The sequence below is a fragment of the Halostella sp. PRR32 genome, from assembly GCF_034808085.1.
Taxonomy (GTDB): Archaea; Halobacteriota; Halobacteria; order Halobacteriales; family Natronoarchaeaceae; genus Halostella; species Halostella pelagica.
On the sequence record NZ_JAXHGL010000009.1, the window covers coordinates 22,680 to 44,570 of the forward strand.

At 63.0% G+C, this 21,891-nt stretch carries 18 protein-coding genes; 4 read left to right on the plus strand and 14 right to left on the minus strand.

What is annotated here, in order from left to right:
* Position 1: 1 nt before the first annotated feature.
* The 4 genes from SM753_RS19290 to SM753_RS19305 all read right to left on the minus strand — a co-directional run bounded on the left by SM753_RS19290 (position 2) and on the right by SM753_RS19305 (position 5,170).
* Complete coding sequence (locus SM753_RS19290) at positions 2-1,183, minus strand: glycosyltransferase family 61 protein (protein ID WP_323192748.1); 1,182 nt, start codon at positions 1,181-1,183, stop codon at positions 2-4.
* A gap of 103 nt (positions 1,184-1,286) precedes the next feature.
* A complete protein-coding gene (locus SM753_RS19295) occupies positions 1,287-2,264 on the minus strand; it encodes a UDP-glucuronic acid decarboxylase family protein (protein ID WP_138799167.1) in 978 nt (325 codons plus the stop codon).
* Positions 2,261-3,253, minus strand: coding sequence for a sugar phosphate nucleotidyltransferase (locus SM753_RS19300; protein ID WP_323192749.1), 993 nt, complete (start codon positions 3,251-3,253; stop codon positions 2,261-2,263). The genes SM753_RS19295 and SM753_RS19300 overlap by 4 nt, the downstream gene beginning before the upstream one ends.
* Before the next feature lie 96 nt (positions 3,254-3,349).
* A complete protein-coding gene (locus SM753_RS19305; RefSeq protein WP_323192750.1) occupies positions 3,350-5,170 on the minus strand; it encodes a hypothetical protein in 1,821 nt (606 codons plus the stop codon).
* 198 nt (positions 5,171-5,368) lie between these two features.
* Here SM753_RS19305 and SM753_RS19310 point away from each other — a divergent pair, with 198 nt between their 5' ends.
* A complete protein-coding gene (locus tag SM753_RS19310) occupies positions 5,369-6,298 on the plus strand; it encodes a hypothetical protein (protein WP_138799165.1) in 930 nt (309 codons plus the stop codon).
* 4 nt (positions 6,299-6,302) lie between these two features.
* On the opposite strand, the gene SM753_RS19315 is transcribed toward SM753_RS19310, so the two are convergent.
* The gene (locus SM753_RS19315; RefSeq protein WP_135536961.1) at positions 6,303-7,364 is read right to left on the minus strand and encodes a glycosyltransferase family 4 protein; all 1,062 of its coding nucleotides are present in this window, start codon (positions 7,362-7,364) and stop codon (positions 6,303-6,305) included.
* A 55-nt stretch (positions 7,365-7,419) separates the two neighbouring features.
* Positions 7,420-8,646: a prenyltransferase/squalene oxidase repeat-containing protein gene (locus tag SM753_RS19320; protein WP_323192751.1), complete on the minus strand. Its 1,227-nt coding sequence runs from the start codon at positions 8,644-8,646 to the stop codon at positions 7,420-7,422.
* A gap of 353 nt (positions 8,647-8,999) precedes the next feature.
* On the opposite strand from SM753_RS19320, the gene SM753_RS19325 reads away from it, so the two are divergent.
* The gene (locus SM753_RS19325; protein ID WP_323192752.1) at positions 9,000-10,121 is read left to right on the plus strand and encodes a DUF354 domain-containing protein; all 1,122 of its coding nucleotides are present in this window, start codon (positions 9,000-9,002) and stop codon (positions 10,119-10,121) included.
* A gap of 44 nt (positions 10,122-10,165) precedes the next feature.
* The gene (locus tag SM753_RS19330; RefSeq protein ID WP_323192753.1) at positions 10,166-12,688 is read left to right on the plus strand and encodes a PKD domain-containing protein; all 2,523 of its coding nucleotides are present in this window, start codon (positions 10,166-10,168) and stop codon (positions 12,686-12,688) included.
* Between the two features lie 203 nt (positions 12,689-12,891).
* Here SM753_RS19330 and SM753_RS19335 read toward each other — a convergent pair whose 3' ends face one another.
* From SM753_RS19335 to SM753_RS19370, 8 genes are read right to left on the minus strand one after another with little or no spacing between them, the layout of a single operon-like run.
* Positions 12,892-13,896 carry a GNAT family N-acetyltransferase gene (locus SM753_RS19335; RefSeq protein ID WP_323192754.1) on the minus strand — a complete coding sequence of 335 codons (1,005 nt, stop codon included), beginning with the start codon at positions 13,894-13,896 and terminating at the stop codon, positions 12,892-12,894.
* Between the two features lie 25 nt (positions 13,897-13,921).
* Complete coding sequence (locus SM753_RS19340) at positions 13,922-14,827, minus strand: polysaccharide deacetylase family protein (protein ID WP_323192755.1); 906 nt, start codon at positions 14,825-14,827, stop codon at positions 13,922-13,924.
* On the minus strand, positions 14,820-15,881 hold the full coding sequence (gene wecB / locus SM753_RS19345; protein ID WP_135536967.1) for a non-hydrolyzing UDP-N-acetylglucosamine 2-epimerase: 1,062 nt from the start codon (positions 15,879-15,881) through the stop codon (positions 14,820-14,822). Before wecB ends, SM753_RS19340 begins: the two co-directional genes overlap by 8 nt.
* A gap of 8 nt (positions 15,882-15,889) precedes the next feature.
* On the minus strand, positions 15,890-16,921 hold the full coding sequence (locus SM753_RS19350; protein ID WP_323192756.1) for a glycosyltransferase family 2 protein: 1,032 nt from the start codon (positions 16,919-16,921) through the stop codon (positions 15,890-15,892).
* 2 nt (positions 16,922-16,923) lie between these two features.
* Complete coding sequence (locus SM753_RS19355; protein WP_323192757.1) at positions 16,924-18,288, minus strand: nucleotide sugar dehydrogenase; 1,365 nt, start codon at positions 18,286-18,288, stop codon at positions 16,924-16,926.
* On the minus strand, positions 18,288-19,262 hold the full coding sequence (locus SM753_RS19360; RefSeq protein WP_323192758.1) for a Gfo/Idh/MocA family oxidoreductase: 975 nt from the start codon (positions 19,260-19,262) through the stop codon (positions 18,288-18,290). Before SM753_RS19360 ends, SM753_RS19355 begins: the two co-directional genes overlap by 1 nt.
* Positions 19,255-20,334: a DegT/DnrJ/EryC1/StrS family aminotransferase gene (locus SM753_RS19365; protein WP_323192759.1), complete on the minus strand. Its 1,080-nt coding sequence runs from the start codon at positions 20,332-20,334 to the stop codon at positions 19,255-19,257. Before SM753_RS19365 ends, SM753_RS19360 begins: the two co-directional genes overlap by 8 nt.
* The gene (locus SM753_RS19370; RefSeq protein ID WP_138799156.1) at positions 20,331-20,915 is read right to left on the minus strand and encodes an acyltransferase; all 585 of its coding nucleotides are present in this window, start codon (positions 20,913-20,915) and stop codon (positions 20,331-20,333) included. Before SM753_RS19370 ends, SM753_RS19365 begins: the two co-directional genes overlap by 4 nt.
* Before the next feature lie 391 nt (positions 20,916-21,306).
* Between SM753_RS19370 and SM753_RS19375 the strand changes: the two genes are divergently transcribed.
* Positions 21,307-21,858: a hypothetical protein gene (locus tag SM753_RS19375; protein WP_323192760.1), complete on the plus strand. Its 552-nt coding sequence runs from the start codon at positions 21,307-21,309 to the stop codon at positions 21,856-21,858.
* Positions 21,859-21,891 lie beyond the last annotated feature (33 nt).

Sequence of the window (21,891 nt, forward strand, 5' to 3'; positions counted from 1 at the left end):
TTTACCGGGACGACACCGCTATCTCGTCGAGCGAGCGACGCAAGTCGTCGAGGTCGACGAGCATGTCCGGACCGACCGGCTCAGCGACGTGGAAGCGGTATTCGAAGTCAAGTATCTCGGCGAGTTGGAAGTACTGCCCGCGAACGTCGCCGTCGCGGAACAGTTCGACGACGGTGGCGTCGTCCGCGTAGGTCATGTTCGTAAGGTTCGCGCCGTGTGGAGCGACGATCACGTCGGCACCGCTAAACAGCGCCGCCTGCTCGGGGACGGAGAGGTCCGAGAGGACGAACCGAGAGAACCCGTGGTCTTCGAGAAGCGACATCACCTCGTCCTCGTTGTCGACGCGGCGGCGGTCGGCGTCGTCGCGAGAGACGTATATCCGGTCCGGGTAGTCGTCCGGGGAGGGGGAAACGGCGTCGGACAGCACGCGCTCGCGGACGCGGTCGTGAAGCCACTCGACGGCCGCCGGCGAGAGGACCGTCTCGCGGCGAACCGTCGGAACGACGAGCCTGTCGACCCGGACGTCCGGAGTCGACCACGTGACCCAGTCGTCCTCGTCGTAGCCGAGGAGTTCGAGCGTCTGTCGCTGCCACTCCGGCGGGTCGGAACCGAGGACCAGCGTCACGTCGCGGCCGGTCGCCTCCCGATACTGTTCGACGCCCTGGAGGCGGATGAGCGATTCGAAGGTCCAGTGAAAATATCCGCTGCTCCAGTAGTTGTACAGCAGACAGGCAGTCCCGATCGACTCGTCGGTCTGCACGCCCTCGACGGCCGACCCCGGATTCGTCACGAGGTCGGCCCCGGAACAGAGGAGGTTCCGGACGAGAACCGCGGGTCGGACGACCGCTTCGACCGGGATCTTGCCTTGCTCAGTGATGGGAACGGGGTACGCGCCCAGCAGACGGCAGTTCGGTAGCTCGCAGACGTACGGTTGCCGGAGAGTGAAGGTGCCGATGCGGTCAGCGATCTTTCCCTGGGGCGGTTCGTCGGTGTCGGGGCGGGTCAGTTCCAGTTCCTCGGACTCGCCGAACGGGTAGTACGTTCCCGCTTCGACCGCGACGGTACGGAGTTCGTCGTATTCGAGGAGGCGGTCGGAGAGCGCGTCGAGTATCGTCTCCGAGGCGTGTGGAAGAAGCGGTTGAAAGACTCGGTCACGCGCCAGATGTCGGAGCCGGTCCTCCATCTGCCCGGCGGATCCACCGCCCAGAGAGGACCGTACTGTCCGGAACATGATTTAATCAGATCGTCCGACGGTATTAGTTATCCTGCGACTACACGCCAAGCGGTCAGTCCTCCGGCGTGGACCCGACTATCTCGTGTCGTCGCGTGCGGAAGTGGTCCGCGGTCTGGGCGAGTCCCGCACGCAGAGGCACCTTGGGTTCCCAGTCGAGTCTCTCGCGAGCGGTGGACACGTCGGGGCACCTGAGATCCGGATCGTCCGTCGGTCGCGGTTCGTAGGTCACTTCGGACGGTGTATCGACCACGTCTCGGACGACGGTCGCGAGCTCCCGTATCGTGATCTCGTTCGTGTTGCCGACGTTCATCACTGCACCCTGTAGTCCCGGCCGATCAGCGAGACGGCGGATCCCGTCGACGAGGTCGGTGACGTAACAGAAGCTCCGGGTCTGTTCGCCGTCGCCGTACACCGTGAGGTCGTCACCGGCGAGCGCCTGCGAGAGGAAGTTCGGGATCACTCGACCGTCGTCGAGTTGCATCCGCGGCCCGTAGGTGTTGAAAATGCGAACAGTCCGAGCGTCCACGTCGTGCTTGCGGACGTACGCCATCGAGAGAGCCTCTGCGAACCGTTTGCTTTCGTCGTAGGGGGCGCGAGGACCGCGGGGGCTCACGTTGCCGCGGTAGGATTCCGGCTGCGGGTGGACTTCGGGGTCGCCGTACACCTCACTGGTCGAGGCGACGACGACGCGAGCGTCGTGTTCGACCGCGGCCTCCAGAACGTGTCGCGTCCCGAGGCTGTTCGTCATCGCTATTTCGATGGGGTGGGAGTCGAAGTGAGTCGGGCTCGCGCGGGACGCGAAGTGATAGATGACATCGACGGAATCGAAGTCGGGCAGCGGGTCGCGGACGTCCCGCTGGAGGAGAGAGAAGCGGTCGTCGTCCGCGTGGTGGGAGACGTTCTCCGGCGTGCCGCTGGCGAAGCTATCGACGGCAGTGACGCGGTAGTCGTCCGCGACGAGGTCGTCGACGAGGTGACTGCCGACGAAGCCGGCACCGCCGGTGACCACTGCGTGATCTCGCCCGCTCATAGTTCGACAGTGCTGTTGTCGCCGACGTCGAGTTCCTTCGACTCGCCGACGATAGTCGCGTTGTCGCCGACGATACTGCGCGCTACGTTACAGTCGGTGAGCGTCGCCTCGCGCCCGAGGATGCTATCGCGGACGACGCTGTTTTCGACGGTGACGCCGTCCGCGAGGCTGACGTGCGGACCGACGACGCTCCCCTCGACCGTGACGTCGTCGCCGCAGTCGACCGGCGGGACGATAGTCGGGCGGTCGCCGCCGTTCGTCTCCGTCTCGTCGAGCGTGACGCGGTTCGCTTCGAGGAGCGTTTCTGGGCGGCCGCAGTCGTACCAGTCGTCGACCTCGAACGTGGACAGCGTGCAACCGCGGTCGGTCATCCCTTGCAACGCGTCGGTGAGTTGATACTCGTCGCCCGCGCCGCGGACGTCGTTCTCGATCAGGTATTCGAGTTCGTCGAACAGGGTCGCAGTGTCCTCGATGACGTACACACCGGTGATAGCCAGGTCCGACGGCGGTTCGGACGGCTTCTCGATGAGATCGACGACGGCTCCCTCGTAGGTGTCGACGACGCCGTAATGTTCCGGTTCGTCGACGGGCTTGACGCCGACGCTGCCGGCGCTCGACCCGTCGTGAGCGGCCAGAAACTCGTCGTACCCGTTCTCGAACAGCATGTCTCCGAGGACGATGATCGCGGGGTCGTCCGCAACCACGGGCCGAGTCTGGTAGACGCTGTGTCCGAGCCCTTCCGGGTCGGCCTGTTCGACGAAAGTGAGGTCGAACGCGTCGCCGTAGGCGTCGCGAGCGTACTCCACGACCTGGTCGCTCATCGGTCCGCCGACGACGATGACGACTTCCGAAACGGCAGTCGACTCGAATCCGGAGAGGATGTGGCCGAGGATCGGTTTCCCGGCGATACGAACCATCGACTTCGGCTTCGTGTGGGTGTGTGGGAACAACCGCGTCCCTCGACCCGCCGTTGGGACGATAGCTTTCATGATCTGACTTCTGAGCGATAGTAAGAGACAATGAGTGTTTGTTATGGACAGTTTGAATGAGCCCCCGGCCGCCGTATAGACGGCCTGAATCGCCGATCAGGCGGCGGACTCGGAGCCGTCCCCGTCGGCGGACTCCTGGCTGTCGGCGTCGCTAGAAGAGACGTAGTACAGTTCCACGTCCCCGTTCGAACTGACCCGGTGAACGCCGGGCTGAGACCGGACGGCACTGAAGTCAGACTGCGAGTACCGGAGACCCTGATAAGCCCCCACCTCGCGTTCGACGTCGAACTGCGAAAAGGCGAGATAGCGGGGCGCTCCCTCCGTCTCCGGCAACCGACTCATGTTCTCGCTCGTCACGCCGCGGAGATACTCCTCTTCGGCCGCCGCGACGCCCTGAATACCGTCGCTGTACCGGTAGGGTCCCCCCCGAACCCCGACGAGGTCCAGACTCTGATTGTGATAGGTGAACGCGGTGTCGTACCCTTCCATCTGCGTGTCAGTTACGTGCTGACTGGGCATGTAGACGTACGGGGACGGGAACACCGTCAGGAGAGCGAGCGGTAGTAACACGATCAGGAGTCCAACGGTCGCCGCGCGGAGCGTCGGCGTGGAGAACCGTCCCGAGAGACCGTCGAGCAAGCGATAGAGCGCGATCGGAGCGAGAACGGATACGAGCAACATCATGAAACCCCAGTGGCGGAAGTACTGCTCGGAGATGCTCCCGACGAAGTAGACGACGAAGATGCCGGTGATAGGGACGAAACCGAGCGTGAGGTACAACACAATCGCGTTCCTGTTGCCGAGTCGCCCGTCTAGCCTGCCGGTGAGCGCCGCGAGCATGAGGGTAGCGGCGATAAGAGAGAGAACGAGGCTCGGGAACAGCAGTTTGAAGACGATCTCGTGAAGCCCTGCGCCGAGCGCCGAGAGCGAGGCCCCCTGTGATTGGACGGACTCGCCGATCGGGCCGGGCGACCCCAGCAGGAACTGGAGAAAGGTGGTAGTGACGTACTCAGTGGCGCTGAAAAACAGTTCGTACCGCGACGTCCAGAGGAAGAAGATGGCCCCGAACACGAGCGTCGGAACGTAGAACCGTCGCTGCGAGCGGATCGGTTCAGCGATCCCGAACGGCGTGCGCGAAACGACGAACTGCACGACCGAGACGGTGAGAAACAGCAAAAGGACGTTCGCGGCTTGCTGCGGGTGATACATGACGAGGGCGAACGAGACCACCGCCAGCAGGAGGTCGATCGGCGTAATCGACAGGGCGGAAGACGGCGAACGAGCCACGTAGACGAAAAAGACGAACAGCAGCAAACCGGTAAACATCGTCGCCTGCGTGAACGAATGCGCGTGGATGTGGGTGCTGAGGTTAGTGATCGGCAACATGAACGCGGCAGAAAAGACTGCGATCGCGACGGCGTCGTAACTGTCGGTGAGCGCACGGACCGATAGCGGGACGAAGACGAGAAAGATAGTGGTAAGCAGGAGGACCGCGAGCATCATCGACCGCTCCGGGGAGAGCCCGGTAAGTCGGTGGAAGACGACTGTCAGCAGGTGAAGCGCCGGATAAAACAGCGTTTCCGGCTCCGTCGTTCCGGAGAGAACGTCCCGGGCCCACCCCAGATGCGTCAGCGAGTCGTTCGAGCCGTAGAAACGGTACCCCCGGACGAGCGGGAGGCCGGCGATAGCGACCGTCGACGCCCCCGCGAGCAACAGGGCGGTCGACCGCTGCCATAGCTGACCGGCGGTAAACGTGACGAAGAGCGCGACCATGAAAGCGACGCTGACGCCGACCCAGAAGCGGATCGACGTCTCGGTGTAAACGGAGAGTTCGTAGCCGTTCGGCGGGTCGTTCGCCGCGAAGAAGATCCCCGCTGCGAGAGAGAGGAACCCGAGAGCGAGCAGTCCGCTGTCCATAGTACGATACAGATGACTCCGAGAGCCGTTCGGCATACCGACAGTATCCCGCTCACATTCGCATTGTAATAGACCTCCTATACCGGCGACAGGCGGCAGAAACCACGAGAGGGAGGTTTCGGTGGAAGCGTTGCTCAGTGGTCCGCACAGGCGGTAACGTCCACTTTACTATGACCATGACAGAGGTACAATCAACCGATGTACTCCGCCGGACAGATTCGACGGGGACTCCGACGCGTCGCGTCGAACCCGTCGTTTTTCGGACGCGAACTGAATCGGCTCTACTACCAGCGGCTGTACAACCGGCCGTACAACACCGACGGCGTCGACGTGGTGATGGAGGACTGGGACAACTTACTGGTGTTAGACGGCTGCCGGTACGACCTGTTCGACGTTCGTCACGACCTGCCTGGAACGCTCGAATCCCGCCAGTCCCGCGGTTCCCACACCGTCGAGTTCCTCGAAGCGAACTTCGAAGGGAGAACGCTTCACGACACCGTGTACGTCACCGCCAGTCCGCAACTGCACCGCTGGCGTGACCGCCTCGACGCCTCGTTTCATGACGTCGTCAACGTCTGGGACACGGACGACTGGAACGACGAACACGGCACGGTCCTGCCCGAGACGATGGTGCGGTACGCCCGCGAGGCGAACGACGAGTATCCGGACAAACGCCTCATCGTCCACTTCATGCAGCCGCATTACCCGTTTATCAACGCTCCCGAACTCACCGTCGACAATCGGTTGGAGGACGGAGACGGGACGGACATCTGGGGAAAGCTCATGCAGGGGGAACGAGACGTGTCGAAGGAGACGATCTGGCACGCCTACCGGGACAACTTCGACCTCGTTCTCGACGCCGTCCACGACCTGCTGGACGACCTCGTCGGGAAAACAGTCGTCACGGCCGACCACGGAAACATGATCGGCGAGCGGGCGGAGCCAGTCCCGATCGAGGAGTGGGGTCATCCGCCGGGCGTGTACACGGACTCGCTCGTGACAGTCCCCTGGCTTGAGTACGAAACTGGAGAACGAAAGACTATCAGAACCGAGCGACCGTCTGAAACGGAGTTAGCTACGGACGACACGGTGACGGAGCGGCTCCAGCAACTCGGATACGCGGAGTAGCCGACTACGCGTTCGTCTCCTCCCCTATCTCCGCGTACAGATCGACAAGCCGGTCGCTGGCCGTCGACCAGGTGTACTCGTCGACGACGAGGTCCCGGTTCGCCTCGCCCATGCCCGTCGCAGTCTCGTGGTCCTCGACCATAGCCTTGAGCGCCTGCTTCAGTCCGTCGACGTCGCCAGGAGTGATGATTCGACCGTTTCGGTCGCCGACAACCTCCGGAATACTTCCGACGTCGGTCGTCACGACAGCGTTCCCGCCGGCCATTCCTTCGAGCAAGGCGATCGGAAGCCCCTCCGCGTACGTCGGCAGAACGTAGACCGACGCGTCTTCTAACAGCGCCTGCTTTCGCTCCTCGGAGACGTAGCCGAGATACTCGGCGTCGTCGTAGGTTTCACACAGCGACGACGCGTGGTCCGAGAGCGGACCGTCGCCCGCGATGGAGACGCGAAACGGCGGCGTCTCGTTTCGCTTGAGGCGGTCGATAGCGTCGACGAACCCGACGATCCCCTTGCGTTCGATGTGGTTCGAGACGAAGACGAGATGCGGTTTCTCGTGGTCGAACGAGGGGGAGTACTCCGACGCGTCGACGGCGTTCGGCAGGACGAACAGTTTCTCTTCCTCGACTTTGAGAGAGAGTACGTCCTTCCAGTACTCCGAGAGGACGACGATCCGGTCGCTGGCGTCGAAGACGATCCGCTGAAGCGCGGCGACGGCGTACGAATCGGTCAGCGCGAACTCGTCGAACGAGGAACCGTGCACGTGTAACACCACGGGCCGACGCCAGAGGTACGAAGCGACGAGGACGTACAGCGACGAGCGGTAGAACGAGAACTGATGTGAGGTGTGTACGTGGACGACGTCCGGCCGGCGACGGAACGGGAACGCGAGGAAGGTCCAGAGCGACGCGAGAACCGCTCGAAGAAACGAGAGGGTTCCCCCGTCGGACGCCGTGTGCGTATCGTACACTCGGAGGTCGGCATCGTCCACGTGCCGACGTTGATCGGCGATGTACTGTGCGATCCCGCCGGTCCGTTTACCGGCAACTCCGACGATGAGTACGTCCATGTACGCGGAAGAAAGGGCTCGATCTCCTTATTAAATAACCGCCTAACCGGGCCCGTTATCCGATCTCGACGGTCTGGTCAGGAGACCCCGAGAGTCGCTGAGCGGTCAGATACTCCGACATCGCGTAGGCCATCCAGGCCTGACACCAGCGCATGAGCGTGATACGCTTGGTGTAGAACCGCTGTTTCCGGTAGTAGAACTGTCCGTCACCCGCGTAGAGGTTGTCGAGCGTCCACTGGAGGATCCGCTCCGCGAACTCGAGGTCGCCGGCGTAGGTGAACACGAGGATCCCCTGCGCCACCGCGTGGATGTCCCGCGGGTAGGCGTTCGACTCGTCGAAGTGGGGCGCTCCGTCGGGGTCGAACAGGCCACGGTAGAACGACAGCGCCCGGTCGATAGTGTCGTCGTACCGCGACGATCCGGTGAGCGACCGGTACTGCTGGAGCGCTTCGATGATGAACCCGTTGTGGTGGCTGTCCATCGAGAGATGTGACGCGGACGGGGGGTCACGGTACGTCCAGCCGCCGACGTCGGTCTGCTTTCTCGCGATATGGTCTAGGATCTTCGTCGAGCGTTCGCGGAGTTTCTCGTCGCCGAAGTAATCGTACAGTTCGATGAGCAGACGCGCGCCCAGCGCACCGGCGTTTATCGTGTAGTACTCCTCGGAGTGGTTCTTGTGGTAGTTGATGATAGCGCCGTCGCCGTTGTCCACCTCGCGATAGTTGAGGTCTTCGACGACGAAGTCGGCCGCAGTGCGGGCTATTTCGGGGTATCGGGAGTCCAGATCGGTGCCGGAGAGCAGGGCTTTGACCGCGTACGACGTCGAGACGACGTCCGGATCGTTGGGAACGCCCCGTCCGTCGAGATGCTGGATCTGGTGTTTGTGCCCGCCGCAGAAACCGCTGTACCCCGTCGACTGGTTATCGATCAGCCACTGGAGCAGTTGGTGTGCCTCGTCGAGATAGTCCGTCCCGCCGACGATGTCGGTCCCGTAATCGATGTCCGTTTTCAACCGGTGGAAGTTCAGGTTCGTCATCGCAAACAGCGCCGTCCCCTTGTAGTTACGGCGCTGCTCGACGAGAAACAGCGGCCTGACGTTGACCGGGGACCGCTTTATCGTCTCCTGAAAGGCGATGTTGACCCACTTGTTGTCGATCGGGAGCGCCTGCCGAATTTTACTCGACATCCCGTCACCGTAGTCCCAGCCGGTGTAGTCCCGGTGTCGCGCGTACGCGACCGTCTCTCGTAGGATGCGCATGATGGTCGGCTGGTTCCCTTCCATGGATGGTGGCCCCGGGGATCGGTGCTTCTGTGTGCTGCCAGGTGAATTCAACGTCATACGAGGTTCGCTGAGCGTCTCCCGTGGTGTCTGTTCATTCGAGATCCGGCAAACATGAGTCGTGAAGCCTGCTACCGGTGCAGACAACATTGTAATAGCCCGCCTATGGGATATCAGGGACCGTTTCACGAACGAAAAGCTGAGCAAGAGTCGAACGCGAGAGCGCGACTATCCGAGAAATCGTAGACGGCGGGGTCGCTTGGATCGCGCCGAACGGGGTTACACGATACAAACTCCACCCGGGCGGTAGAACAAGCCCCACCTAACAAAGTTCGCCGCTGTCAGACTCTGATCCGATGAGACAGTTGTTTTTTACCAATACGCCCGCCCACGTGCACCTCTACAAGCACGCGGTGAGAGAGCTACGGAACCGCGGTCACGACGCCCGGATCCTCGCCCGGGACTACGGCTGTACGACGGAACTGCTCGACTGGTACGACCTGCCGTACACGACGTACGGTCAGTGTGATACGAGCAAATACTCGTTACTGCGTAACCTGCCGAACCACTACCGGAACATATTCAGTTACAGCGTCCGGTTCGACCCTGATCTCGTGTTCGGAATGGGCGCGTACTCCGCTCACGCCGGAGCGGTAACGCGTTCGCCGGTCGTACTCATCCTCGACTCGGAACCCACGTCGCTCGACCACAAGATATCGAAGCCGTTCGCGGACGCGATGTTGACCCCCGCCGCCTTCCAGAAGGATCTCGGCGAAGACCACTACGAGTTCCCCGGGTTCAAGGAGTGTGCGTATCTCCACCCGGACGTGTACGAACCCGCCGGGAACGTCCGCGACCGTCTCGGTCTCGACCCCGACGAGCGCTTCGTGCTGGTGCGGTTCAACGCCTTCGGCTCTCACCACGACGTCGGAGAGGGCGGATTTACCCCCGGGCAACGGCGACAACTGGTGGAGGATCTGGCCGACGAGGCGACGGTGTTGCTCTCCGACGAAGGGAAGGAGATGGACACGGACTCGCTGCCGGCCCGGGAGTTCGACGTCCACCCGGCGCTGCTCCACGACGCACTGGCCGAGGCGGACTTGCTCGTCGCGGACACGCAGACGATGGTAACGGAGGCGGCGCTGCTCGGAACGCCCGCTATCAGGTCGAACTCCTTCGTCGGCGAGGACGACATGGGTAACTTCATCGAACTCGAAAACCGCGGCCTGATTCGGAACCTCCGAGCGTTCGACCAGGTGTCCGAGACGGCGACGGAGTTACTCGCCGACGAGACGGCGACGGAACGGTGGGAGCGTCGGCGCGAGACGTTGATGAGCGAGACGGTGAACCTCACCGACGTTATCGTAGACATCGCGACCGACCCCGACTCAATAGAGTCCAGGACCGAGATGGCCCATCGGCACGAAACCGAGAGGGGACGACTCACGGAGCCGAGCGCCGATATAACGAAACCGTAGGACAGCATTCTGAAAGAACACCGCCTCCAGTAGGTTTCGTCAAGATGCATTCTCAAACAACGCGTTTCGCGAGTATCTCGCTCGCGATGGTTCTCACGACAGCGAGCTTCGTGGCACTGATATCCGGCGTTCCCGTCGCTGCGGCGAACGAGGGAACCGCGTCCGTCGTACAGGACGGGGACTGCCGGGAACTAACCATGTACGGAGACGCCACCGAATCGGTCAGTTCCTACTACGATTACCGGTCGCACGAAACGGACGACGTCGGCGTGTACAGTTCCTATGGAACGAGAGAGCTACAGCGGACGGGCGAAAGTCAGCTCTTCGTCTACAACGGGAGCGAGAGAGCGAGCCTCGTCTTCATCCACGACAGGCTCGGAGACGGAGAGGGCGGCGGACAGATAAACGCGACCCTGACCGACCTCCCCGAGAACGGCGAGTGGGCCGTCGAGGACGACGACTACCCCAGACGGAACGATAGTTTCGTTCGCGACGGCGACGCGAGCGCCGTAGAGTGGTACTGGAAGGAAAACCGCACGGACGGCGGCGCGTTCCGCGGGGTTGGACCGGACGGTATCACCGTCGAAGCGGAGTTCAGCGACGGAGTCCGAGGCTGGACGGCCCGCGACGCCGACGGCGACCACGTCGACCTCTCGATGGACAGTTCGGCGACGATTCGAACGGGCGGATGCGACCGCGCGTCGCCCTCGGCCTCGCTCGCGGCATCCCCCGGTTCCGTGGAGCTAGGAAACGAAGCCACGTTCGACGCCAGCGGTTCGGCTGGTGAGAACATCGCGGAGTACCGATGGGATCTGACCGGCGACGGAGCGGTTGATCGGACCACTGCGGAACCGTCGACCGGATACGGGTACGACACACCGGGTGAACGGACCGTAACGGTCACCGTCGTCGACGGGAACGGCAACCAAGATACCGCCGAGACCGCGGTCGACGTGACCGACGAGACAGCGCCGACCGTCGCGGCTGACGTTCCGGATAGCGGGACTGCCGGCGAGACGCTGACGCTGAGTGCGAGCGAGTCGAGCGACGATCACCGGGTCGCCTCGGTCGGGTGGACCTTCGACGGCACCGAGTCGGTGACCGGCGAGGAGATCACCCGCACGTTCGACGAGGCGGGTAGTTACAGCGGCACGGTCACCGTCAGCGACCCGAGCGGGAACACCGCAGAGGAATCGTTCGAGATCTCGATCGAAGCGGGCGAAGACGGCGGTGACGGGAGCGATGACGATACTGGTGGCGACGGCGGCGGTGACGGGAGCAATGGCGGTGGCGAGAGCGGTAGCGACGATGACAGCGACGGGTCGGGACCGGACGGCGGAAACGGCGATGCCGGTAACGGGAATCAGGACGATGACGGCGAGAGCCCGGGCGGCGGCGGAGCCGCCGGCAGTGCCCCGGTATCTGATACCTCCGGTCCGCCGGAGACCACCGTAGAGACGGTCAGAGACGGAGACAGCACACGGGTGACCGCCCAGAACGTTCGCGCGGGAGAGGCGGTCCAGTTCGAACCGGTGGGGGAGAGGAGGGAAAACAGGTCGGTTAGCGTCGAGTTCGTCCCCGCCGAGAGCGCCGAGAGCCTCAACGCGAGCGTGACTACCGAAGCGGCCGACGGTTTACGAGCCGATTCCGTGCCCGTAACGGTCTCGGTCAGTGACGGGCCGGCGGTCGAGATGGAATCGGTTACGTACTCCGTTCAAGTGGACGGGGAATCGCTGGAGCGTCCCGCCGACGCCGCGCTGTACCAGCGGACGGGCAACGAGTGGCACCGGCTGAACGGGACGGCGGCCGATGAACCGGCGGAGCCGTACCGGTTCGAAGCGACTACAGGCGAGTTCTCGTCGGTCGCACTCGCGGTGCGGCGGCCGAACGTCAGCGTAACGGCCATCGAAACCGGCGGCGAACTCCGCGCCGACGAGACGAACAACGTGACTGCGACGCTGCGGAACGAGGGCACCGCCGACGCGACGGAAACCGTCTCAGTCGCCCTCGACGGCGAGAACGTCACGTCGCGGACGGTGTCAGTGCCCGCGAACGGAACGGAAACCGTGACCGTGCCGGTCAGCCCCGACGAAACCGGCGAGGCGACTCTCTCCGTGAACGACGAATCGTCGCCGGTAGCGGTCGTCCCCGCCGAAACGGGCGGCGTCGTCCGAGAGGCCACGGTGACCGACCAGCAGGTAACCGCGGGAACGCCCGTCGAAGTGACGGCGACGGTGAGTAACGACCGGGACTCGGCGCTGACGCGGACGGTTACGTTCCGCACCGACGACGGTCCCGTCGCCACTGAGTCTGTCACGGTCCCGGCTAACGGATCGGCCGAGGTGACCGCCACAGTCCGATTTAACCGGACGGGGACCTACGAGATCACTGCTGGAGAAGCCGCCGAGAGAACGGCGACAGCAACGGTCCGGGTCGAGGAAGCCGAAAGCGGGGAGGAACCGCCGAACGCGACGAGCGAGAGCAACGGGATGTCCGGGTTCGGCGTCGGCGTCGCGTTGATTGCGGTCTGTCTCTCGGGATTCGTCGCCGTCCGCCGGCTCACCTGAAAAGGAGTGGCCGAGAGCCGGCGATACACTACTGGAGTTCCTGTTGCAGTCATAGTACACACTGAAAGTCAATGCACACCTGATCGCACGACAGCGATGCGATCAGCGTGTGAATCGTCTCAGCGGCTACGATAGTTCGTCAGCACACCGATTCCGCACGGATCGAGCGCGGTAGCGATGGAACGAGTGCGGTGGGGAGGACGTTACTGCTTGACGAGCTGGTAGGCCCGCTTTGCGATCTCCATGCTCGGACCGGCAGATTCCACGACGTAGTAGGGGTGTAACTGTGCGCCGAACTTCGCTTTGTACTTGCAGAGCCGCTCGGTGTTCGCCCCGACGAGGTCGTACTGGTGGACCGAATCGAGTTCCGGGTCCTCGACGATGTCCTCGATGATCGCCCAGTGGAGCAGGCTGTTGACGCTGACGCCGTCGTAATCGGCCCGAGCGCCGCCCTGCCAGAAGTAGGCGGTGTCGTTCGAAAAGAGCGTCACGATACCGCTCAGGAACTCGCCGTCCGGCGTCCGAACGACGTACACGCGACACCGGTCGTCGAGTGCGTCGACCAGGTCGCGCATGAAGGGCCACGTGATAGGGAGCGTGTCGTCGTTTTCGTCGTACCGGTTGACCATGCGGTCGAACACCGTACGGGCCGCCGTGACGCCCTCGACCGAGATCTCCGCGTCCGACTCCTTCGCCTTGCGGATATCTCGGCGGAGGCTGCTACTAAACGAACTCATGACGTCGTCGAGCGACCGCCCGTCGAGATGCAACCGGTACGTGAAACCGGGTTCGACGGAGAGGTCGGCCCAGTCGAAGGGCCGCGGGTCGCCGTATCCGGGCGTCGTGACGACGCGGAAGAGCGTCTGTGCGGACGACGCGTCCAGTTCGTCGAGTACGCCCCGAGCGAACTTCCGGTTTAGTTTCTCCCGCTTGCGCTGTTTCGGCGAATTGGGGTTGATGATCGGTCCCATGTGTGGGACGCTCATCGACGGTGGCGGTGAAGTGACCGCCCGGCCGACAGACCGTTTTCGGACGAACGCGGGAAACAGTGCGACGGACTGCTGTCCCTTGAACCCGCCGAGTAGCGTCATAGTCCCGGGGGCGTGGTCGTCGAGTACTCGCAACGCTTCAGGAGTGTGAAACACGTCGAATCCGCCGGACGGTAGGGCGTCTGCCCACTGGTCCAACGTCAGGCGTTCGATGTTCATCTGGTTCGTTCCTCGGTGAGGTGGATTAGAACTTTGTTATCCTCTCCATACCCCGTTCCGCACGCTCCTCCGTCGACATCAGTTGCTGGTAGAGGTCGCCGGGCGGACCGACCCAGCCGTTGAGGTCGAGCGCCCGCTCCACGAGACGATAGTACAGCCGACGGTAGCCGGGGTATTCGTCCTCGTTGAAGTATCTCGGATGCCACAACACCGTCATGACCGCGTCGTTCGCCGCGGCCTCCAGGAGCAGGTCCTCGCAGGCTTCGAACGCTTTATCGAACTCCTCGCCGGGGTCCGGAAGGGCGGTCTCCATCGCGGTCAGCGGGAAGACGACGAACGAATCGCCGAACGGACGGAGCGGTTCGTACCCGTGCTGGAAACCGTACTCGTGTGACGACCCGAGGCTGGCGTCGTACTGGAGACCGAGGTCGTCGTGGTACCGCCAGGTTTCCGGAACGTCCAGATGCAGGTAATGTTGCCGACCGCCGACGATGGGGTGACCCAGAACGTTCTCCAGAACGTCCTTCTCGTATCGAAGCCGTTCCTTGTCGCGGTATGAGTCGAAGGACCCGTGGAGGCCGATCTCCCAGCCGTTTGCGTCCAGACACCGGATAACGTCGGCGATCTCCGGCGATTCCACGTCGTAACTCCCGATGTGTTGGACCCACCGTGCCGGTCGAAACCACTCGCGGGGGCTGGTCCCCCTGAACAGGTGCGGTTCGTTCAGGAAGTAAAACGCCGAGCGAACGCCGAGTTCGGCTTCCAGCGACCGTATTTCGTCGAACTGCCAGTACGGGTTGGTCCGCCGGATCGCCGTTTTGAGATGGTACAACGGCCGCTCCTGCAACGCGTAATAGATCGACTGATAGGTTTTGAACGGCCTATCGACGTCGTGTGTCAGACACAGCGCGAACGCGTGGTCATCACGCATAGTCGAGGGCATCCAGTATTCTCGTGGCGGCAGTACCGTCCCCGTACAGGGGAGGATTCTCTTCCGGGGCGAACTGCTGGGTCAACGCTGTGCGGATATCCGACTCCCGCGCGCCGACGAGAACGTTCCATCCGCACTCGACGGTTTCGGTCCACTCCGTCTCGTTACGAAGCGTCACGCAGGGGGTGTCCAGATAGAACGCCTCCTTCTGAACGCCACCGGAGTCCGTGGCGACGCGTTCGGCCCCGTCGAGCAGTCGAACGAAATCGAGATATCCGACCGGTTCGATCAGTCGCATCTCGTCGGCGTACGTTTCCCAGAGTCCGTGCTGCTCGAGTGCGCCGACGGTCCGCGGGTGCGCCGGAAAGACGACGGGGGCCGGTGACGCCGACAGACCCGACATGATAGCTTCGAGGCGCTCCGGGTCGTCAGTGTTGCCGGCGCGGTGGACCGTGGCGAGGACGTATTCGCCGTCGTCGACGCCGAGGTCGTCGGTGATAGACGAGTAGTCTTGCGCCCGCGTTCGAGCGTGGAGAACCGCGTCGTGCATCACGTCGCCAGTCACGTGCACTCCGGCAGTGAGACCCTCTTCACGGAGGTTCTCCGCGGCGCTCTCGCTGGGGGCGAACAAGAGGTCCGACGCGTGGTCGGTGAGGACGCGGTTTACCTCCTCCGGCATCGACCAGTTCTCGCTCCGGAGGCCGGCCTCGACGTGCGCTATCGCGACGTCCTCCTTGGCAGCGACGATCGCCGCGGCCAGTGTCGAGTTCGTGTCCCCGTAAACGAGGACGACATCCGGGGACTCCTCGTCGATCAGCGATTCGATTCCAGTCATCATCTCGGCGGTCTGGGTCGCGTGCGACGCCGACCCGACACCGAGATGGTAGTCCGGTTCGGGAATCGCAAGTTCCTCGAAGAAGATGTCCGAGAGGCCTTCGTCGTAGTGCTGTCCGGTGTGGACGAACACCTCTTCGTGTGACTCTCGAAGCGCCTGCGAAACCGGAAACGCCTTGATGAACTGCGGTCGTGCACCGACGACGGTCAGTACTTTCATTGATGCTCTCACCAGGTTCTTCGTTCCAGATTTTCGTTGTGCTGCTTATCGAATATCATTGCCAGCGTACATAGCGTCCCCCCGAACAGGACGAGCAGTATCGACAGCGCACTGCCCGTGACTACGGAGTCCATCCCCGTTAACGTGACCCCTGCGAGGGCCACGCCAGAGAGCGAACTCAGCGCTCCGAACGTGTACAGGAGAACGAGGGGATGGAAGTCGTACACGAGATATTTCATCTTGAGACGCCACAGGAAGTTCCGGAAGAGCAACAGAGACAGCCGCGGAATGAAGTCGGCGTATTTGATGTTGCTCTGTTCGTTCCCGTAGTGTGCCTCCATCGGAACGTCGGCGATCCGGAACCCGTGGGTGTTCAGTTTGACCAGAACGTCGTTCAGGAACCCGTACTCGTCGTACAGGTTATCGACGTCTAACCGTTCGAGCGCCCGTAGAGAGATGGCCGTGTAGCCGTTCTGAGGGTCGACCATCCGCCAGTACCCGCTCGCTATCTTCGTGAGGAAAGTCAGTATCGAGTTGCCGAACAGCCGCCAACTGGACATCCCATCGCGGTGGGAAGCGGAGAGCAGACGGTTCCCTTTCGAGTAGTCGGCCTCTCCGTTGACGACGGGGTCGATGATCCGGTCCAGAATATCCGGGTCCATCTGCCCGTCCCCGTTTATCACCGCGGTTACGTCCAGTCCGGCCTCCCGGGCGCGAGCGTAGCCGGTCTTGATCGCAGCACCGACGCCGCTGTTTTCGTCGTGGCGGATCGTCGTGACGCGGGAGTCGAGAGAGACGCCGCCGTCCGCTTCGACATCGTCGTTTGACCCGACGCCGCCGTCGGGGATCGGCGGATCACTTCGCCGCGCGTTCGCCTTCGCTGCGTGTCGCTGGACCTCCTTCCAGGTCCCGTCAGTCGAGCAGTCGTCGACGACGTACACCTTGTCGACGAACTCCGGCAAGGAGTCTATCACGTCACCCACGAACCCCTCCTCGTTGTAGGCCGGCACGACAACGCCGACTGTCTTGCCCCGGTACATTGTTACCCGCTCCCGATCGTGTAGACGTGGTGGTCGGTGTCACCGAGTTCGAGCGCGTCACGGCCGTCTACGACGACCATGTTCTCGTCGAAGGCGTTCCAGTCGAGCGTCTCGAACTCCTCGTGGTCCGTCACCAGTATCGCCCCGTCGATGTCCAGGTCGGTGACGGAGTCGATCGCCGCACCGTACACGTCGAACTCGGAGAAGTCGTCGATCATCGGGTCGGCCGCGACGACAGTCGCACCGAACTGGTTCAGCTTCTCGGCTATCGGCCGTGCCGGCGTCTTGCGGGTCTCGGCGACGCCCGCCCGGTACGTCACGCCGAGGACGAGTATCGCCGAGTCCTCGATATGTTTGCCGGCGCGCTGTAACCCTTCGACGAGTTTTCTGACCGCGAAAAGCGGCATCTCGTCGTTCACGTCGCGCGCCGTCCGCAGCATCGGCGCGTCGCTCGCGAGTTCCTTGATCAGGAAGTAGGGGTAGTAGGGGATGCAGTGGCCGCCCACGCCGACCCCGGGGTCGTGGATGTCACAGAACGGCTGGGTGTTCGCCGTTTCGATAGCCTCGTTGACATCGACGCCTAGCTCGTCAGTGAACGTTGCGAGTTCGTTCGCGAGAGCGATGTTGACGTCCCGGTACACGCCCTCGAACACCTTCACGCACTCCGCCGTCGTGGCGTCACTGACCGGAACGATGTCGTTGACGGTGAGTTCGTCGTAGATAGTCTCCGCGACGACCGTGCTTTCCGCGTCGACGCCGCCGACGATCTTGGGATACGCTCCGCGGATGTCTTTGAGCGCCCGTCCGCTGGACGTTCGCTCCGGGCAGAACGCGAGGCCGAACTGGTCGGCCGCGAGACCGCTCTCCTCTATCAGGATCGGTTCGATGACGTCTTCGCAGGTTCGCGGCGGGACGGTCGACTCGACGACGACCATGTCGCCCGGGTCGAGACCCGATGCGATGTCGCGAACTGCCGTCCGGAGGTTCGAAAGGTCCGGATGGTAGTCGTCGCGGAGCGTCGTCGGGACGATGACGACGTGAACGCTCGCGTCGTTCGCTACCGCGGAGGGGTCGTCGGACGCCCGGAACGCCCCCGCGTTGACCGCGGCGGAGGTGAGTTCCGGGAGACGCGGTTCGCCCTCGACGGGACAGCCGCCGTCGTTGATCCTGTCGACGACATCACGGTCGACGTCAGCCCCGACGACGTTGCCGGTGACGCCCGCATAGACGACCGCGAGCGGGAGACCCATCTTTCCCAGTCCGTACACCGCAACCGGTACGTCGCCGTCGACGAACGCCTCGCGCCGGTCCTCTATCGCGCTCTCCGTCCCGTACAGTTTGGTTGTTTCGTTCCTGCTTAGCTCCATCAGTGACGCACCTCCCTCGGCCGGACAGTTCGGTCGGACGCCGTCCGGTCGATAGTTCTGGCGACCTCCAGGGCACGGATCCCGTCGTCCCCCGTTACCTCGGGCTCTTCGCCCGTCGTCGCGGCCTCGACGAACGACGCGAGTTCCTTCTTCAGTGGTTCCCCGTTGTCGACGGTCGGCCGCTCGATGACGTTCTCGTTCCGATAGCGGACGTCGCCGTTCGTCTCGACGTACTCAGGGAGGGAGTGACGGTGTATCTGAACCGTCTGTTCCATGTAGTCGACGTTGACCTGGCACTCGCGGGCCGTGATAGACAGCTGACGCACTCGCTCCTGAGTGACGCGGCTCGCCGTCAGCGTCCCGACGGTGTCGTTTTCGAACTGTAGCGACGCCGCCACGTACGGATCGTCTCCGGTACGGAACGATTCGACGGTTTCGAGGTCGCTGTCGACGAGCGAGAGCACGATGTCGATGTCGTGGATCATGAGATCGAGGACGACGCTATCGCTGATCTCGCGGTCGACCGGGGGGCCCAGTCGCCGGGCGTCGACCGCGATCACGTCCAGGTCGGGGACGATATCCTGGAGCGTCTGGACCGCGGGGTTGAACCGCTCGATGTGACCGACCTGCAAGGTGAGTCCGGCCTCGTCCGCGCACTCGACGAGTTCGCGCCCTGCATCCGGGTCGTCGACGAGCGGTTTCTCGACGAGAACGTGCGTTCCGTGGTCTATCGCGTCTCGCGCGACCGCGTAGTGATACTCCGTCGGGACCGTTATCGACACCGCGTCGACCGCGTTAAGCAACCCCTCAGTCGAGAGGACCCGCGCGTCGTAATCGTCGGCAACCTCCTGTGCGCGGTCCGAATCAGCATCGGCGACGGCGAACAGTTCGGCGTTCGGTAACTCTCGATACACCCGCGCATGGTGTCGGCCCATACTGCCGACACCGATGACTCCAACTCTGGTCTTAGTCATGATAAGTGTTGACGCAGTCAGTGATCTGTCTGATGTCGTCCTGGGAGAGCCCCTGATGCACCGGGAGCGAAACCACCTCATTGCTCGCTCGCTCGGCCTCCGGAGCGTCGGCGGACACGTCAGCGTACGCCGGTTGGTCGTGAATCGGCCGAGGGTAGTAGACGCTCGTGGCGACGTCACGGCTCTCTAGATGTGTCCGGAACGCCTCGCGGTCTTCGCACCGAACCGTGTACTGGTGGTACGCGTGTCGCCGACCGTCCGGTTCGGCCGGCGGGGTCAGCGACGGGGCATCGCGAACTGCTTCGGTGATCCGCGCCGCGTTCGAGCGACGGTCCGCGACGTTGCCGGGGAGTTTCTCCAGTTGGGCGCGACCGATGGCCGCCGCGATACTCGTCATCCGGAAGTTGTGTCCGACCTCGGCGTGTTCGTACGTGTCCGTGCGCCCGTGATTGACGAACCGTGCGGCGCGGTCGGCGACCTCATCGCGGTCGGTGGTTATCATGCCGCCCTCGCCCGTCGTCATGTTCTTCGTCGGATAGAACGAGAAGCAGGCGGCGTCGCCGAGGGAACCGACCGGTTCGCCGTCGTACTCGCCGTCGTGTGCCTGCGCGGCGTCCTCGATCAGAGCGAGGTCGTGGTCGTCGGCGATATCTCGGAGGTGGTCCATCTCGGCGGGCAGGCCGTAGAGATGTACGGCGAGGATAGCGTCGACGTCGCCCGCGCTTGCTATCTCTTCGACCGCGTGGGGGTCGAGGTTGTACGTCTCCGGGTCGATGTCGGCGAACACCGGTTCCGCGCCCGCGAACCTGATCGCGTTCGCGCTGGCGACGAACGAAAACGGCGTCGTGACGACGCGGTCGCCCTCTCCGATGCCGAGCCCGCGAAACGCGGCGTGTAGGGCCGTCGTTCCGTTCGACGTCGCGACTCCGCGGTCCGCGCCGCAGAACTCGGCGAACTCGGATTCGAACTGCCGGACGAGCGGACCGTCAGCGAGGTGACCGTCCTCCAGTACCTCGACGACGCGTTTCCGTTCCGCGTCGTCCAGGTCCGGGGAAGCTATCGGGACACTCATGCTATCTGATTCCCACCTTCGAGAACTCCCGGTAGCGGCCCGAACTCCGCTGGGACGCCCATCGCCAGGGTATCCGGAGGAACGTCGCGGTCGACGACAGCACCCGCGGCGACGAACGACCCCGCGCCGACGGTGACGCCCGGCAGTATCGTCGCGTTCGCTCCGATGGAGACGCCGTCTTCGATAGTCGGACCGTCGAGTGTCTCCTCCTGGCGGACGGGGTATGCGTCGTTCGTCAACACGGCCCGAGGTCCGAGGAACACGTTGTCGCCGATAGTGCTCTCCGGAGGGACGTAGACGCCGGTCTGAATACTGACGTGAGACCCGACATCGACGCGACCGTCGATCACCGTGTCGGTCCCGACGACGACGTCGTCGCCGAACGTCGACTCTTCTCTGACGAGGACCCCGTGTCCCGTGACGAACTCGTCTCCCGCACGAACGTCCCCGTACAGTATCGATCCGTGTCGGACTGTGGAGTCGTCACCCAGGACCGTCGGTCCGCAGTCAGTGGCGTACTCGTAGCCGACTGTGGCACCTTCGTCGACGTCAGTGCCGTCGCCGGTCACGAGCTCTGCCATGTACTCACCTCCGGAGTCGCGGTCTCCTCGGATGGAGGTCTCTCGATGGACGGTTCAGTGCGTTTTGTTCGTATATGCCGGGTTGTGGTCCCCCAGCCGTATCCCAGTGCAAGCGGCATGAAAGGCTACTCTCTGCTTATTATGCAGATGCCTTTGTTATTCAGCCCCTTGAGCCAGAGTATAAGACACCTTCACCCAACAGGCCGATAGACAGCACGCCAGCGCCGGCGTTTTCGGTCCGTAGGCACCGTCAGAGTGTGCATATCTAGTATTACATCGTTACCCTGACTGTAACCGGTATGTAACAAAGTGGTGATACCGGTATACCTCGCTCTAGGAGTCTACGTACGGGCAGGTAGCAATACCAGAGCTGACAAACCGCGTTCAATTAATGTCTCAATCCGACACTAGCGCGTTATCGCAGGACGTCGTGTTCGATCTCCTCAGCAGCCCTAGACGCAGGTTCGTACTGTACTACTTGCGCCAGGAAGGGACGCCAGTCGAACTGCGGGAACTGGCGGACGAAGTCGCTGCCTGGGAGAACGACATGGACGTCGAGGAACTCACAAGTCAACAGCGAAAACGGGTGTACGTCTCGTTGTATCAGACGCACATCCCGAAACTAGACGAAGCAGGCATCATCGAGTACGATCAAGACAGTGGGATAGTGACGTTGGCCGACCGAGCGGACGAGCTCGGAAGCTATCTCAGCAGCGACGAGGAGACGCTCCCCTGGCAGATGTACTACCTCGCGGTCGCGGTCGCAGGCGCGGTACTGTACACGCTCGTCGCGTTCGACGTCTCCGTTTTCGCCGCGGTTCCGGAGTACGTCGCCGGCATCGCCATCATCGTCGCGTTCGGTCTCTCGGCCATCGCTAACTACCTTTACAACAGGTACCACGAACCAGAGATAGACGCAGACCTGGTGAACATGAATCGATGAATCGAGGCGACTACCGAAAGTCGGACCGACGTA